Source organism: Nodosilinea sp. FACHB-141 (genome assembly GCF_014696135.1).
Classification (GTDB): Bacteria; Cyanobacteriota; Cyanobacteriia; order Phormidesmidales; family Phormidesmidaceae; genus Nodosilinea.
Window position 1 is genome coordinate 151,685 of the sequence record NZ_JACJPP010000002.1, and the last position, 16,186, is coordinate 167,870.

Annotated in this window: 9 protein-coding genes; 7 read left to right on the forward strand and 2 right to left on the reverse strand. The window is 55.0% G+C overall.

Features of this window, described 5'->3' with window-relative positions; all coding sequences use genetic code 11:
• Positions 1-96 precede the first annotated feature (96 nt).
• Together H6F59_RS00585 and H6F59_RS00590 are read left to right on the forward strand one after the other, a co-directional pair.
• Positions 97-3,300, forward strand: a complete 3,204-nt coding sequence (locus H6F59_RS00585) for a filamentous hemagglutinin N-terminal domain-containing protein (protein WP_190694246.1) — start codon at positions 97-99, stop codon at positions 3,298-3,300.
• 347 nt (positions 3,301-3,647) lie between these two features.
• The gene (locus tag H6F59_RS00590; protein WP_190694248.1) at positions 3,648-4,295 is read left to right on the forward strand and encodes an S-layer family protein; all 648 of its coding nucleotides are present in this window, start codon (positions 3,648-3,650) and stop codon (positions 4,293-4,295) included.
• On the opposite strand, the gene H6F59_RS00595 is transcribed toward H6F59_RS00590, so the two are convergent.
• Together H6F59_RS00595 and H6F59_RS00600 are read right to left on the reverse strand one after the other, a co-directional pair.
• Positions 4,270-5,058, reverse strand: a complete 789-nt coding sequence (locus H6F59_RS00595) for a DUF928 domain-containing protein (protein WP_190694250.1) — start codon at positions 5,056-5,058, stop codon at positions 4,270-4,272. The genes H6F59_RS00590 and H6F59_RS00595 overlap by 26 nt on opposite strands.
• 160 nt (positions 5,059-5,218) lie before the next feature.
• The gene (locus H6F59_RS00600) at positions 5,219-7,105 is read right to left on the reverse strand and encodes a CHASE2 domain-containing protein (RefSeq protein ID WP_190694252.1); all 1,887 of its coding nucleotides are present in this window, start codon (positions 7,103-7,105) and stop codon (positions 5,219-5,221) included.
• A 253-nt stretch (positions 7,106-7,358) separates the two neighbouring features.
• On the opposite strand from H6F59_RS00600, the gene H6F59_RS00605 reads away from it, so the two are divergent.
• The 5 genes from H6F59_RS00605 to H6F59_RS00625 all read left to right on the forward strand — a co-directional run bounded on the left by H6F59_RS00605 (position 7,359) and on the right by H6F59_RS00625 (position 16,140).
• Positions 7,359-11,603, forward strand: coding sequence for a filamentous hemagglutinin N-terminal domain-containing protein (locus H6F59_RS00605; RefSeq protein WP_190694254.1), 4,245 nt, complete (start codon positions 7,359-7,361; stop codon positions 11,601-11,603).
• A 150-nt stretch (positions 11,604-11,753) separates the two neighbouring features.
• Positions 11,754-13,439 (forward strand): ShlB/FhaC/HecB family hemolysin secretion/activation protein, encoded by a 1,686-nt coding sequence (locus tag H6F59_RS00610; protein WP_190694256.1) that lies wholly within the window; start codon positions 11,754-11,756, stop codon positions 13,437-13,439.
• A 144-nt stretch (positions 13,440-13,583) separates the two neighbouring features.
• Complete coding sequence (locus tag H6F59_RS00615) at positions 13,584-14,204, forward strand: hypothetical protein (protein ID WP_190694258.1); 621 nt, start codon at positions 13,584-13,586, stop codon at positions 14,202-14,204.
• A 50-nt stretch (positions 14,205-14,254) separates the two neighbouring features.
• Positions 14,255-14,914, forward strand: coding sequence for a response regulator transcription factor (locus H6F59_RS00620; RefSeq protein ID WP_190694260.1), 660 nt, complete (start codon positions 14,255-14,257; stop codon positions 14,912-14,914).
• 326 nt (positions 14,915-15,240) lie between these two features.
• Entirely contained in the window at positions 15,241-16,140 is a 900-nt protein-coding gene (locus H6F59_RS00625; protein WP_190694262.1) for a calcium-binding protein, read from the forward strand.
• Positions 16,141-16,186 lie beyond the last annotated feature (46 nt).

Consider the following 16,186-nt stretch of genomic DNA (forward strand, 5'->3'; position numbering starts at 1 on the left):
TTATACCGCTGTCATGTTGCTCGATCGTTAAGAGTGAGCCGGACTCAGCTTAGGCCTGTGGTAGGGTTGCCATGAACTATGCTCTAAACCGCATCTATGGCTATTTTTCCTGCTTTGAGCAAAACCTTGCTGACAAGGTCACTCCCGCTGACTACGACCCTGGTTTTGCTCTCAATAACAGGAGCACCGCCAGCCCAGGCGCAAGTTACGCCCGATGTCACCCTGGGTAATGAGTCTTCTACCGTGACCCCTAATGTGCCGGTGCGCGGCAGCGAAGCTGACCTGATTGAAGGCGGTGCCCTGCGCGGCAGCAACCTGTTCCACAGTTTTCTAGAGTTCAACGTCGATGCCGGGCAGCGGCTTTACTTCGCTAACCCAGTAGGGGTCGAGTCCATTCTCAGCCGCATTACTGGGGGCAACCCCTCGGCCATTTTTGGCACCCTGGGGGTCGATGGCGCGGCAGATTTATTTTTGATCAACCCCAACGGGCTGGTGTTCGGCGAAACCGCCACCCTCGATATCCAAGGTTCGTTCTACGCCAGCACTGCCGAGGCCATTCCTTTGGGCGACGGGGTCTACAGCGCCACGGCCCCAGAGCAGAGCAGCCTGCTGACGGTGAACCCCAGCGCTCTATTTAGCAACTATTTAAGCGAGTCGTCTGGCAATATCGAAAGCCGAGCACCGCTGGCTGCAGGCGAAAACCTCACCCTGGCCGCCAACCAACTTGACTTGCAGCGGCAGGTAGCAGCAGGAGGCGATTTAACCCTGCTAGGCAATACCGTGCAGATTCGCGATGCGGTAGATGCGCCGTTTGTGGGGTTTGCCGGGGGCGATCTGCTGGTGCAGGGCAATGAGCAGGTGGATATTGTGGCCCTCAGCCACCCCGACAGCGGACTGTATAGCTATGGCAATATGGTGCTGCGATCGCAAAACCCCGTCGGCGGCGACGCCCACTACTGGAGCGGCAGCAACTTCACCGTAGAAACCCTCAACGGCAGCGGTGGCAGCCTCTACAGCCCCATCGACCCAGTTATCCGCACCTTTGGCAATGTCTTTATTGAGACCTACGTGGGCAGTTCACTGCACATTTTGGCTGGGGGTAACGTTACTCTTGGCACTGTCGCAATCACGGCTCCTGATCCAGGGAATTTGGGAATTGATTTTTTGCAAGAGACCGTTACGCTCTCAGATGGCACAGTAGTCCAAGTTGATGGCGGTGCTCAGCCTACATTAGACGTGCGATCTGGGGTACGCCCAGAAATACTCGGGACACCGCCCTTGGATATATTGACAGGTTTTGATCAATCTACTGACAGAATCTTTGGCGAACAATTCGTCACAAATTTTCCTTCAAGTGCAGACATCAATATTGGTGATGTTTTGATTACAGCACCAAACAGTTTGGTACTGCTAACAAACCAATACCAATTCAACACGGACTTGGCTAAAGGCAGCATCACAGTCACAGGTGAGGGAATTTTGGGCCGTGGCATTGATGTCAGCAATCCTATCGGGCAGGGGGGGTTAGTATATTTTGATGCTCGCGCAGATGTTTCTTTAATTAATAGTTTTATTAATACTACCTCTATAGAAAACGGAGGGAATGTGGTGATTAATGCTGGTAATAATGCTCGTTTTGATGGTGCCAACGGCAACCGTCTTACAGGGATATTTGCTAACCTCAATGTAGGAGGGAAAGGCGCTGGCGGTAACATTCTCATCAATGCGGATAATCTAGAAGTTTTGAATGGTGCACGAATAAATGCGCTAGTTTTGGGTGCAGGGCGAGGGGGTAACGTTTTATTTGATATTCGTGACACTGCCCAGTTTATTGGTGCTAACCCCTTTAACGGCAGAGCTAGCGGCGCATTAAGCAGTATTGAAGCTGGGGGGCAGGGTCAAGGCGGCAGTGTGCAGATCAGCGCTCGTAACCTCGAAGTGCTTGATGGAGCACAGTTGTTTGCCAGCACCTTAGGGCTAGGCGATGCAGGCAACGTAGTTTTAAAGATTGAGGAACTGGCTCGGTTTTCTGGATTCAATGCCTTTAATAGCAGACCTAGTGGTGTATTTAGCCGTATTGAACCTGACGGGGAAGGTCAGGGTGGCAATGTGCAGATCAGCGCTCGCAACCTTGAAGTTCGTGACGGGGCGCAGTTAAGTGCCGGTACTTTTGGATTGGGAAATGCAGGTAACGTAATTTTGGATGTTGAGGAGCTGGTTCAGTTTGTTGGTGTTAACCCCCTTAATAACAACCCTAGCGGCGCATTTAGCAGTATTGAGCTTGATGCAAAAGGCCAAGGGGGCAACGTGCAGATTAGCGCTCGTAACCTTGAAGTTCTTGATGGGGCACGGTTGTTTGCCGGTAGTTTGGGGCTAGGAGATGCAGGCGATGTGATTTTGGAGATTGAGGAGCTGGCTCAGCTTAGTGGTTCTAACCCCCTCAATAGTATTTCTAGTCGCGTTGATAGCAGTGTTGGATCTAGCGGAGAAGGCCAAGGTGGCAATGTGCAAATTAGCGCTCGCAACCTCGAAGTCCTTAACGGGGCGCAGTTATTTGCTGGTAGTTTAGGGCTGGGTGATGCAGGCGATGTGATTTTAGAGATTGAAGAACTGGCTCAGTTTAATGGTTCTAATTCTCTCAATGGCAGACCTAGCGGCGCATTTAGCAGTATTGAGATTGATGGAGAAGGCCAAGGTGGCAATGTGCAAATTAGCGCCCGCAATCTCGAAGTCCTTAATGGAGCGCAGCTAAGTGCAGGTGCTTTTGGGCCGGGGGATGCAGGTAGCGTCATCCTCAAAATTGAAGAACTGGCTCAGTTTAATGGTTCTAATTCTCTCAATGGCAGACCTAGCGGTGCATTTAGCAGTATTGAGCTTGATGGGGAAGGCCAAGGCGGCAATGTGCAAATTAGCGCCCGCAATCTCGAAGTCCTTAATGGGGCATTGTTAAGTACTGCAACATTAGGGTTAGGAGATGCAGGCAGCGTGATTTTGAATATCGAGGAGCTAGCCAGGTTTGCTGGCTTTGACCCTGTTGACGGTAGCTCGGGGGGCGTTTTTAGCAGTGTTCAAGTTACTGGAGAAGGTAAGGGTGGTAATGTGAAAATTAGTGCCCGTAATCTCGAAGTTCTCAGTGGAACACAATTAGTCACTGGTACTTTGGGGCTAGGAGATGCAGGCAATGTGATCCTAGAGATTGAGGAATTAGCTCTGTTTGTCGGTTCCAACCCCTCAATAGAAGAACCAGTGGTGTATTCAGCAGTGTTGAGCCTAGTGGGCAAGGCCAAGGCGGCAATATAGAGATTAACGCCCGCAACCTCGAAGTCCTCAGCGGGGCGCAGTTGGTTGCCGGTATTTTTGGGGTAGGGGATGCGGGTAATATAATTTTAGGGATTAAGGAATTAGCTCATTTTGGTGGTATTGGCTCCATTAATGGCAACCCTAGCGGAGCTTTTAGCAACATAGCACCCGGAGGAGAAGGTCAGGGTGGAAATGTACAGATTTCTGCTAGAAATTTAGAGGTTTTTCAAGGAGCAGCCTTAGTCGCTAACAGCTTCGGCAGTAATGATGCTGGAGATATTAGTTTGTCAATTCTAGAGAGCCTATTAGTTGATAACGGAACTATTACAACTAGTGCGGAGGCAGCATTGGGAGGACAAGTAAATATTCAGGCAGGCCGGGTCATTCTTAGGAATGATGGAGATATTCAAACTTTTGTGGGTCGAGGTGATGGGGGTGGCGGCAACATTACGATCGCATCCAATTTCCTCATCGCTCTCGAAGACAGCGATATTCTGGCCTTTTCTTCCGATGGTCGCGGCGGCATCATTGACCTCAGCCGCACCACCTTTTTTGGGCAAAATCCCAGCATTTCTGTAAGCAACCTAAGCCTAAACGAGCTGCTAGATTTAGACGGCAACGATCGCGTCGATATCAACGCCACCGGCGGCATCGAGTCGGGGCAAATCTTTGTAGGCAACGCCACCTTTGTCGAAAACAGCCTGACGGCCCTGACCGACGCCCTTGTTGACACCAGTGCCCTCACCGCTGGGAGCTGCATTGCCCGCAGCCAGGACAGCTTAGGCTCCTTCGTGGTTACCGGGGGTGACGGGTTGCCCTCTACCCCTGGCGATGGGGGCATCTCAGCCTATCCTACCGGCACGGTGCGTGCCCTAGACGAGCCTACGGCCACCAGCATTCAAGAGCCCGATGGCGTGTACCAACTCCCCGACGGTCGCCTGGTGCTGGGCCGGGCCTGCGACCAGGGCACTACTCTTGCTCGGCCAAGTAGCTGAGGCGATCGCTAAATAGAGAGATGCCGTCGTTGGGGTTCAAAGCCTCCTGATCGGCCAACCCTGCCAGCAGGTCGCGGCGATAGGCGGCGGCCTCTGTAGAAACTGGAGTCTCAGAGAGTAGGGCGATCGCATCGTACCAGAGCCCGTCTGCGATCGCCTGCTCGGCGCGATCGACCAGATTGCCCTGCCCCATCGCAGCCCCACTCGTTGCGGCCACCACCTGTAGGTCGGCCTCATCTAGCGCCACCTGGGAAGGTCGTCCTGGGTTGCACTGCAAAATCACCTTCCAGCGGTAGGTGCTGCCCACCGTTAGCGCGGGTTCGTCATCAGGCAGAGTAAACAACTTGTAACCGGGCTGGCTTTCTCCCAGATTGAAGGTTTTGACCGGCGTTAACTCGTCACCCTCGGCTGCCGCATACTGATAGAGCTGAAGCTGCATTTGGTAAGGGGTTTCGTCGGGCACGTACCAGACCAAAGTGGGGCGACTCGCCGCCGTTGCGCCAATGTGTGACTGAGGGGCCAGCGCCGTGAGGTTGATGGGGGCACTGCCATCGCAACCGCCTCGGGTGCCGCCGCCTACCGTGCGGCGAGGTGCTCGAGACGTGGGCGGCGGCTCATAACCACGGCGATTTGAGCTTTGAGCGATCAGAAGGGGAGCATTTAAGGTCACCTCATTGCCCCAGCTGGGGTTGCCCACCGATAGAAAAATGCCGGTCAGGCTGCTGACAGTCAAAAGTGCCGCCGCGATCGCTGGTTTGTGCATCCCTAATTACCGTTCTGTAGGTGTGCTCCTAAGATTAAATGAGCGGCCCAGCGAATCAGCAAAATTTTGCGCCAGTTCATCGACGCTTAACGGTCACTGGCGTTGCCGGTTTCGGTAAAGGGCGATCGCCCTTGGGCAAGGTTTACCTCTCGTCACCTCATCAGGTCAGGCCCCTAAACCCCAGACGACGCTGAACGACCAGGGGCCACCGCAGTTCGCAACAGGTGCCCGCGCTGCTAAACTCGCGCTTAAACTGCCCGTTCAATCGCTGGGCCAGCTGTTTGGCCTGGCGGGTGCCCCAGCCCGTACCCGCAGGGGAGGTGTTGAGAGAGTAGGGCCCCTGGCCGTTGTCGATCACCTGAATCAGGTTTTCGGTGTCGGTGGCCTGGCAGACGACAGTGAGGCGGGTCACGTTCACGCCGTGCTTGCCGACATTGAGCAGGGCCTCTTCTAAAAACTGACAGAGGCCCTGCCGGTCGTCAGCCGAAAGGCCCAGGGTGCTGAGGGGTTCAAAGGTGACCACCTTAAGCTTGAGCGATCGCAGCCCTGGAAAGTCTTGCTCGCCCCGCGCCAGAGTCGCTGTGTAGGTGTTCCAAAGCTGCTCGTGCAGGGGAATGGCCTCGCTTTCCGGCGGCGCGGCAGCGGGCAGACTTTCGCGAATATCGCGCAGCTCCTGATTGAGGCGCTCTAGCCTGGGTCGGGCTTCGGCCCAGGAGGCGGGTTCGGCCTCCCGCAGTAGCAGGGCCAGGGTTTGCAGGGGACCGTTGTGAATGGCGCTGTAGGTTTGGTCAATAATTTGCTGGCGCTCTGCAATGCTCGATCGCAGGGTTTGGTCATACAGATAAAACCCCGGCAGCACCAGCCCATTGACGCTAAACACTACTAGCGTTGGCACCAGCGGTATCCACCAGCCCCCCAGCCACAGCAGGCCAAAGCTCACCCCCACCAGACCCAAACCAATCAGGCCCATCGTCAACAGGTACCAGGAGGGCGATCTGACTCCCCAGATCAGCACCGTGCCCACCCCGCCCCACAGCACGATCCATAGATACTCCAGGCCGTCGGGCCAGGGGCGCAGCAGGGGGCGATCGTCCAACACTGCACTCACCAATTGGCTGGTGGCGTGGGCCTGCATCACTACTCCATACACCAGCCCTGGACTGTCCACCGCCACCGCTACCGAGTTGAGAAAGTCCTTCGCGCTCGACGAGGTAATGCCCACCAGCACAATGGCATCCTCAATCCAGGTAGGGTCTACGCTGCCATCGAGCACCTGCTGCAATGACACCCGCCGAAAGGGCTGAGGGCCACTGCGCCCGTTGAGCAACACCTGGTGCCCCCCGGCATCGGTCCTCACATAACCGCCCGCATGGGGAGAAATCTGAGAAAATTCCGTAGCCCCAAAGCGCATAGCCCAGGGGTCACGCAGGCCATTTTCCAAAGTTAGCCCCTCTGCCTGCAAATAGGTCTCCGCCAGCCGCAGCGCCAGCGAAAACCGAAACTCTCCTACTGCATTAGGCGACCCCAGCAGAACCCGGCGCACAAACCCATCGTCGTCCTGGGGAAAATCCACAAACCCCACCTGCTCCGGGGGCAGGTAGGCTGGCCCCGCCACCGGCGGATTGCTCAAAATATTCTCAATGGCGATCGCATAGGGCAGAGTCGCCAGAGTTTCGACCAAGGCCGCATGACCCGGCTCCACCGCCATATCGCGGTAAATGTCGATGCCCACCGCACGGGGCCGATGCACCGCCAGGGTTTGCAGCAGCTCGGCCAGCACGCCATCGGGCACAGGATAGGTGCCCAGCCGCTGAATATCAGCTTCGTCAATGCTGACAATCAGTACCCGCTCGTCTGTAGCTTCGGCCGGTCGCCAGCGTAGCAGCTGGTCCAACATCTTCAGCTCCAGACCCTGAAACAGCCCCAGCAGTCGAGCACCTACCACCAGCCCCAGCACCACCACACCGGGCACCACCTGCCGCCACGGCAGTTTCCCTGCTGGGGAACGGCGCTGCCAACTGTGCCGAAGTTCGTCAAAGGGTTTCATAGGGCTAAGGGATTACGTGACGGTCAGGACGGGTGAAATCACCGCTAAGCCAAGCCTACAAAACCTTAGCGCTAGAACGTTGCAGAGTTACGTTAACCCGCTTGCTGAAACCTACGCAATGTCGTCTAGGGCAGGACAAGTTCGTCAGGTTCGCAGATTCAACCCCGTTAAACCATGCGCTGATCTCAAGGTTCGACCGTCTCAAAACTGAGACAGATGCTAAAGTTTGGGTGCTTTTTCTCTGCCCCTGGTTATGCCCTACTCTCCCCTTCCTGTCTGCGGCATGTTGGTGTTAGGGGCGATCGCCATCCTCCCCGCTGCTCCCCCCGCCCTGGCGCAGCTGGTGCCCGACGCCACCTTGGGGGTCGAAAGCTCAACGGTGACTCCCAATGCCCCCGTGCAAGGCAATCTCGTCGAGCTGATTGGCGGCGGCGCTGTGCAGGGCGACAATCTGTTCCACAGTTTTTTTGAGTTCAATGTGGATGCCGGGCAGCGGGTCTACTTTGCCAACCCTGCCGGGGTTGAAGCCATCTTTAGCCGCATCACCGGGGGCAACCCGTCGAATATCTTTGGCACTCTGGGGGTCGATGGCGCAGCCGATTTGTTTTTGATGAACCCCAACGGGCTGGTGTTTGGCCCCGGTGCTCGGCTGGATGTGCAGGGAGCATTTACCGCGACAACGGCCAGCGCCATTCAGTTTGGCGAACAGGGCAGCTTTGGTGTCGCAGATCCAAACCCGCTGCCGATTCTCACCGTTGCCCCCTCAGCCCTCTGGTTTAATCAGCTCAATCAGGGATCTATCACTAGCCAAGGAATCCTAGGGGTCGAGGCTGGACAAAATCTTGTGTTGGCAGGCGGAAATCTTACGCTGGATGGCAGCATTTTAGACGTAGGTTCTGCGGTTGGGGGCCGCATTGAGCTAGCTGCTGTGGCCGGGAACGGTGCCGTAGCATTCGCCCCTAACGGTAGCTTGATTTTTCCAGAAACCATGGGACGGGCCGATATTCTGATTGGTAATGATTCAGTGCTGGATGTTACCGCTAATGACGGCGGCAGTATTGCCCTAACTGGACGCAACATTACTATTTCTGACAGTCAGCTGAGTGCAGGTATCCCCCCCGGGCTAGGCACTAGCCAAAGCCAAAGCGGCAATATACAGATCAGGGCAACTGAAACTATACGTATTGAGGACAATAGCTTAGTCAACAATGTTATTTTTACAGACGCGATAGGCAAGCTTGGCGATATTGAAATTGAAGCTGGTACACTCACTGCTCAGCGATCGCAAATTAGCAACAGCACCATCGGTTCTGGCAATGCCGGTAATATCAACATTCGGGTTGCGGAAAACATTGTCTTAGATGATGCCAATGTGTTTAGCCTTGGGGGCGAAGACGTAGCCGCCAATGGAGGGAATATCACGATTGATACGACCAATCTTTCACTGATTAATGGTGCTCAGATTAGTGCCAGCACATTTGGCATCGGAGTGCCTGGCAATGTAGTGGTTAATGCTCGCGATCGCGTTAGCCTAGACGGTTTTCCCAGCGCCATTTTTAGCTCAGTTTTTGGCAGATCTCAATCCCCAGGAGGTGACATTCAAATCACAGCCAGGGAGCTATCTCTGACAAACAGCGCCAAACTAGATACGAGCGTCAATGGTCAGGGCAGTGGCGGCAACGTCGTCATTGATGTTCAAGATGGCCTAATTATTGACGGAATTATTCAAGGCAGGCCCGGCAGTGCCATTTTTAGTACTATTGAGGAAGAAGGTACGGGCACAGCAGGTGATGTTAGAGTCACTGCTGGTTTTGTAGCATTGACCAACAGCGGTACTATTCAATCCCTAACACGCGGTCAGGGCAACGCTGGCAATATCTCTATCCAAGCTCGTGATTTCGTTTTATTGGATGGCTTTGGCATTCGGGGCACTACAACTGTTCCAGGAACTGGCGAACCTAATTTTCTCATAATTCCAAGTTCGATTCAAAGTATCGTTACTGACGATGAAAATGCTTCAGGCAATGGTGGAGATATTTATGTTCAGGCTGGTAACTACATTTCGTTAAGCAACACCGCAAGAATTGAAAGTAGTATTGATTCGGAAACGGCGATCGGCAATGCTGGCAACATCACGTTGGAATCCGGCTCAGTTCTTATGGATAGGGGTCGGATTAACACGACGACTTTTGCTCAGGGGAATGCGGGAGAAATTATGATTAATGCTCGCGATCGCATTGCAGCAAATAATAGCTCTCGCATACAGTCCTCTACGTTTGGTGCTGGCAACGCTGGCAGTATTGAAATTTTGGCAATTGGCGAGGTTTCATTCGATAATGACTCAACTATCTTTAGCACAGTAGAACGCAGTGGTAGGGGTTCTGCTGGCAATGTTTTCATAGATTCAGCCTCACTGTCAATTACCAGAGGCTCTCAGTTTCTTGCCTATACTCTGGGTACAGGAAACGCTGGAAATATCTTGATTTCTGTGGCAGATTCAGCAGTATTCAATGGGAAAAGCCCTGGTAATTTTTCGAGTGGAATTTTTGCATTTGCAGGAGAAGGAAGTGTCGGGGACGGAGGCGATATTCAAATTACGGCTCGATCACTTTCTCTCTCAGAAGGTCAGCTAACAGCTGTGACATCAGGAAACGGAAACGGAGGAAATATTTTACTCAATATTCAGGAAGAAACAGCTTTAGATAACGAAACGCTTGTTTCAACAGCAGTGTACACCGATGCCAGGGGGGATGCGGGCAACATTCAGGTAAATACCGGAACGCTAACCGCTACCAATTTCGGGGCGTTTGAGTCGGATACTGATGGGTTTGGGAATGCAGGTAATATTACGTTGAACGTTCGCGGTGATGCCCAATTCTCCGGTGCGATCATCGCTGACAATCGCATTCGCTCGAGTGGGGCTAGCAGTTCTGTTAACAGAAACGGAGTCGGTGATGCTGGAACGATTCGATTGACGGCTAATTCAGTGTCGTTGACCGATTTAGCCGCTCTACAAACCAGCACTTTTGGCCAGGGAGACGGCGGCGATATTGTAGTGGAAGCCGCAGGTCGTGTCTTTCTAGATGACGCCCGGCTGGTTGCCATTGTGGGCGACGGAACGGGTCGATCTCGCATAGGCAATGGGGATGGCGGCACCATTCGCATTCAGGCTCAAGATTTGTCTTTGGTAAATGGCGCACAGCTTCAGACCAGCACCTTTGGCAACGGCGATGCTGGGAATATTGAAATTGATGCCGCAAATACAGTGTCTCTAGAGGGCGAAGTTCTCTTTCAGGATGATGATTTTTTTCGTAGTGCATTCTTCAGCACTGTGGGCATTACTGGCATTGGCGAAGGTGGCGATATTGCGGTGCGAACAGGAACTTTATCGGTGGCTGAGGGAGCCGTTATTAGCGCCACAACCGTGGGACGTGGGCCAGCGGGCAATATTCAGGTGGAGGCGCGCGATCGCATCACAGTCGATGGCTATAGTACGCGATCGGGCTTCCCCAGCAGTCTCCAATCCTCTACCGAGTTTTCCCTCAGTGGGGCAGGCGGCAACATTGATCTCTCGGCCAACCAGGTACAGGTGCTCAACGGTGGTCAAGTCTTAGCCAACAGCGAAGGCCGAAGTTCGGCGGGCACCGTGCGGGTTAATGCCACCGACAGTATTTTGGTGTCTGGCAGCAACCCAACCTTTGCGGCCCAAGCCGCTAACAGGCCCAGCATCGCCCGCCTTTTTATTCCCCAAAGCACCATTTCGGTGCGCTCTAGTGCAGCGGGCGCGGCAGGCAACTTGATCATTGGCGATCTGGGCAACACTCCGCGCCTGGTGCTCGACGGCGGCCAGCTAATTGCCGAGTCGGCAGCGGTCGATGGCGGCAACATTGTCATCGACCTGAGTCAGGTGCTGCTGTTGCGCAACGGTGGCCTCATTTCGACTACAGCGGGCACTGCCCAGGCCGGGGGCAACGGCGGCAACATCACCGTTCGAGCACCTTTTATCGTCGCCATCCCTAGCGAAAACAGCGACATTCGCGCCGATGCCTTTGCTGGGGCGGGGGGCAATGTGTCTGTCACCGCGCGGGGCATCTTTGGCATTGAGCCGAGGCGCGATCGCAGCCCTCTCAGCGACATCACCGCCACCTCAGAACTGGGGGTAAGCGGAGTGATCGCCGTAGATACGCTCGATACCAGCTTTATCGAAAGCGGCCTTACAGCGCTCGAAGATACCTTGGTAGATACGGCAGCGCTGACTAGCGGTAGCTGCATTGCCCGCACTGAGCCGGGGCTGGGGTCTTTTACCGTCACGGGCGGTGGCGGGCTGCCGCTTAGCCCGGGGGATGGAGCAATTTCGGCCTACCCCACCGGCACCGTGCGCACGGTAGATGAGCCTACCGCATCCGTTATTCGAGAACCAGACGGGGTGTATCAACTGCCCGATGGCCGCCTGGTACTCAGCCGTCGCTGTGCAGATCGCTCAGCCCCCAGTAGCTAGAAACTTGAACCGCAACGCAGATCGCTAAACTGGCCGGTTTCTACATTGACTCCCTCATCAACATGCTGGATAGTTGGGCAGCCAAGGCAATTGCCGCTCACCCACATTCTTCCTCTGGTCGCCGTTGCTGTGATTGAGAGACGCTATTCTATGATGCATCTATTTCCTGCCGGGCTGGGTGCCCTGATAGTGGTGCTGGCCTTCAACCTAGGGGCTCAGGCCCAGACGCCGCCCGACCTGCCAGAGCCGACTGGGCCCAGCCGACCAGCCCCCCTTAACCCACCCCTGCCCGAGCCGATTCCGCCCGAGGAACCGCTGCTGCGCCCCGAACCCAACCCTGAGGAAGCCAGTCCTCCGGCGGGTGAACTCGTGTTTACCGTCAACCGCATTGAGGTGGTGGGCAACACTGTTTTGGAGGATGAGATCGCCGCTCTAGTGGAGCCCTGGGAGGGGAATGCCCTATCACTGGCCGATTTGCTCGAGCTGCGTACCGCCATTACCGAGCTGTACCAGATCCAGGGTTACGTCACCTCTGGGGCCTTTTTGCCTACCAATCAAGACTTAGGTAACGGGGTGGTGCAGATTCAGGTGATTGAGGGTGGGGTCGAGACCATTCAGGTAAATGGGTTGGGCCGACTGCGAGAGGGCTATGTGCGCGATCGCATTGCTCTAGCTACCCAGTCGCCCCTGCAAATTGCCCAGGTCGAAGATGCCCTGCGCCTGCTGCAAATCGACCCCCTGCTGGAGCGCGTCGATGCCGAACTCACCGCCGGCAGCCGTCCAGGGCAAAACATTCTGATTCTCGACGTGGCGGAGGCCGACCCCTTCTCAGCAGCGGTTACCCTCGACAACTCCCAGTCATCGAGTATTGGCTCGTGGCAAGCCGAAGCCCAGGTGCAGCACCGCAACGTGCTGGGTCTAGGGGATGCCGCCAGTTTGCGCTACGGCCACACCCAGGGGCTAAACCTCTACGAGCTGCGCTACGGTCTGCCCCTCAATGCCCGCGACGGCACCCTGCAAGTGCGCTACGAAAACGCCAGCAGCCGCATTGTCACGCCCCAGTTTGTCGATGCGGGCATTCGCAGCAACAGCCAAACCCTGGCGCTGAGCGTACGTCAACCCCTGAGCCGCTCCATCAGCCAGGAGTTTGCCCTGGGTTTGGCCTTCGACCTGCGCCAAAGTCGCAGCTTTATTCTCAACGACATTCCCTTTTCGTTTTCGGTGGGGCCAGAGAATGGGGTGGCGAAGGTAAGCGCCTTGCGGTTTTCCCAAGACTGGCTGGCGCGGGATCTGCGGCGGGTGGTGGCAGCGCGATCGCAGTTTAGCCTAGGTCTGGGTCTGTTCGATGCCACCGTCAACGACACCGGCACCGATGGCCGCTTTTTTGCTTGGCTGGGCCAATTTCAGTGGGTCGAACGGGTGTCGCCCAACCTGCTGCTAGTCAGCCGCGTCAACGCTCAACTCACCCCCAACTCGCTGCTGCCCCTGGAGCGCTTTAGCGTCGGCGGGCAAGACACCGTACGTGGCTATGCCCAAAACCAAATCGTCACCGACAACGCCGTGGTCGGCTCGGTCGAGCTGCGTATTCCCCTGTCGGCCACCCCCAACCAGCTCTTGCTGATTCCCTTTGTAGATGCAGGCACCGGCTGGAACACGCTGACCGAAAGCCCCACCCCCTCTGTGCTGCTCGGCACTGGTCTGGGGGTGCAGTGGCAGCCCATCCCCGCCGCCAGCCTGGGCTTCACCTACGGTATTCCCCTGATCGGCGTACCGAACCGGGGCAGCTCTTGGCAAGAAAACGGGTTCTACTTCACCTTTACCTATCAACCGCTTTAGAACAGGTCGTCAAGGAAAGAAAACCGGATTGCAGAAAAGTGCAAGGTCTCTGGCGGCAAATGCGGTTTAATTCTGGTTGAGTCGCCCTAGAGTTGAGAGCAGCTAGGGAATCCATCTCGGCTAGCACAGCGAGGGAGAACTTGTTTGACAAAGCTTGTTAAGCCCGTTATTGACTCAGCCTGGCTGTTGTGCTGGTGGCACCGGCACCAGGCCCAGTGGCTAAACCGGGAAGCCGATGCCATTCGCAACGGTCTGCTGCAAGACCTGTTCGCGGTGCGGCGGCAGCTTGAGTTGCTGCCTGGCGACGGCAGTTTGGCTGCGGTCGAGCACTTGTACCACTCGCTTGAAGCCTTGGGCAACCGGCTCAGCTCTCCTTACCTGCACGACTCGCTGCCTTTGGCGATTCAGCAGGCGTTGTCAGACTGGCCGCCGCAGGTAGCCACCAGAGCAGAGTCACCTAGCCAATGGCCTACTGAACCGGTCGAGCACACCATGCTGCTGCTGTCAGTTTTAAAGCATTTGGGGCAAACCCTGGCGGCCCAGCCCAGCCTGCCTCAGAGCTGCGTTGTGAGTCTCGCAGAATGCTCCGACGGCAAACGTTTGACGGTCTCTGTTGAGTACGAAATTGCCGTTCCTCCTGCCCTGCTAGACCTAGATCAATCGGAGGCTTGGCGGGCTTACCTCACCACCTTTGACCTGTTCAGCCAGGGTCGGGCCAGCGCTACCCACGGGGTCGCCACCCTCCGCTGGTTCTTTGACTGGTAGCGGATCACCGCGATCGCCCATCTAATTTGTTGCTGCATTCCCCAAACCCTATGACTACTCCCCAACGCCAACAACTGCTAGTCGTTGATGACCACGACGCCGTGCTCAGTGGCACCGTGAGCGCTCTGCAAAAAGATTATCCCGATGCCAATATTCGCACCGTGCGCACTGCCCACGAGGCTGCGACCAGTGTGGCGACGGTTTTGCCCGCTCTGCTGGTAGTCGATCTGTCTATTCCAGAAAAAGCCGGGGCACCCTCGCTGCCCGAGACAGGAATTGGCCTGCTGCGATCGCTCATGCAACAGCACCCCGAGCTCAACATCGTGGTACAGAGCGCCCATGTCAAATCGCTGGTGCGGCTCAAACCAGCGATCGACGCTCACCAAGGGGGCTTTACCATCGTCGATAAAAGCCTGCCCCTGCATGAAATGCTGACCAAGGTGAGCTGGGCTATGCAGGGGTTAATTTACACCCCGAAAGATATGCGCAGCGGTCTGGAGGTCAAGCCTGAGTGGCTGCACGTGTTGCAGCTCGCCTTTAAAGAAGGGCTACAAGATAAGGCCATTGCTGATCGCATGAATGTCTCAGAACGCACGGTGCGCCACTACTGGAGTAAGGTGCAAGATGCCCTGGGGGTCTACCCCGACCCCGGCAAAAATATTCGCATTCAAACCGAAATTCGCGCCCGCGAGGAAGGGCTGATCGACTGAGCGATCGCACATTCTTTCCCACCTCTAATCGTCTGCAATAGTAGGTGATTTCTATCGGCGGCTCCACTGTGGGGCCGCTTTTTTATTGCTGTAGTTTTCGGCAACTTACTTGACGGGTTCAAACCATTTTGTTGGCATTTATACCCCCTGACTAGAGAGTTTGAAGACTCTAATCTAATAACCATAGAGAGCCAAGTCGTTCAACAAAACTTCTGAATAAGGCTTCTCTTCATTGTCATCTCATGACTGCATTGAGCCCTGAAAGAGTTACGAAACTCAACCACAAGACGGCTTAGACATTTCATTCTTATTCTTTGGAGAAACCTATGGCTATCATCAACGGCAGTGTTTTTGGCGATGTTGTGACTGGTACCATTGGCAATGATTCTATTGCATCATTTGGGGGTAACGACTACATTTACGGCAGTTTTGGCAATGACTTAATCAAAGGCGGCTCTGGCATTGATACAGTCGACTACAGCATGCTTGGCCAGCCCATAACCCTAGAAGCCGGTGGATTCGTCGGCAAGGGAGCTGCCGGAGTTGACAAAATTGTGTCTGTCGACAACGTTATTGGTGCGATTGGACAATTTAATACTATTGATGCGTCTTCGGGCAACAGCGGCATTGTATCGATTAACGTGGATCTTTCTATCAACAATTTAGTGGTTAATGATATTCCCGGCATTGGCACTATTGGGCTAGGAGTTCAAAATTTCATTGATGTTGTTGGCACAACCCAGAATGATGTTATTGCTGGTGATTTTCAAAACAATATTCTTAACGGCAACAGCGGCGATGACTTTTTATTCGGCAACTCCGGCAACGATTGGATGATTGGCGGCAAGGGCAGCGACATCGTCCTGGGGGGCAGCGGCAGCGATGCGCTGAGCGGGGGTTCTGGCAACGATTTCCTCAATGGCTTCGGCTTTACATTCGGCGAGTTTGATGTGCTTGAGGGTGGCTCGGGGGCCGATGTATTTGCTCTCGGCGATGCCAACAGCCTCTACTACCTCGACAATGGTTATGCCACTATTACCGACTTCAACTATTTAGAGGGCGACAAAATTCAGGTTACGGGTAGCGCCAGCAATTACGGCATCGCGTTCCAGGATCTTTCTGGAGGGCTAGCTACCGATACTCTGATCTTCTTTGGCGGTGATCTGATTGGCGTTGTGCAAGATACGACAAACGTGGTGCCTACGTTTGATTTCATTGCTGCCTAACGTTGGGCGATCGCCCTAATTTTCGCTGATGCTTTCCCCTCTAGCA

What these genes read in the sequence shown, in the direction of transcription:
- H6F59_RS00585 (WP_190694246.1), top strand. Translation starts at nt 97, where the DNA reads ATGGCTATTTTTCCTGCTTTGAGCAAAACCTTGCTGACAAGGTCACTC.
- H6F59_RS00595 (WP_190694250.1), bottom strand. Translation starts at nt 5,058, where the DNA reads ATGCACAAACCAGCGATCGCGGCGGCACTTTTGACTGTCAGCAGCCTG.
- H6F59_RS00600 (WP_190694252.1), bottom strand. Translation starts at nt 7,105, where the DNA reads ATGAAACCCTTTGACGAACTTCGGCACAGTTGGCAGCGCCGTTCCCCA.
- H6F59_RS00605 (WP_190694254.1), top strand. Translation starts at nt 7,359, where the DNA reads ATGCCCTACTCTCCCCTTCCTGTCTGCGGCATGTTGGTGTTAGGGGCG.
- H6F59_RS00610 (WP_190694256.1), top strand. Translation starts at nt 11,754, where the DNA reads ATGATGCATCTATTTCCTGCCGGGCTGGGTGCCCTGATAGTGGTGCTG.
- H6F59_RS00620 (WP_190694260.1), top strand. Translation starts at nt 14,255, where the DNA reads ATGACTACTCCCCAACGCCAACAACTGCTAGTCGTTGATGACCACGAC.
- H6F59_RS00625 (WP_190694262.1), top strand. Translation starts at nt 15,241, where the DNA reads ATGGCTATCATCAACGGCAGTGTTTTTGGCGATGTTGTGACTGGTACC.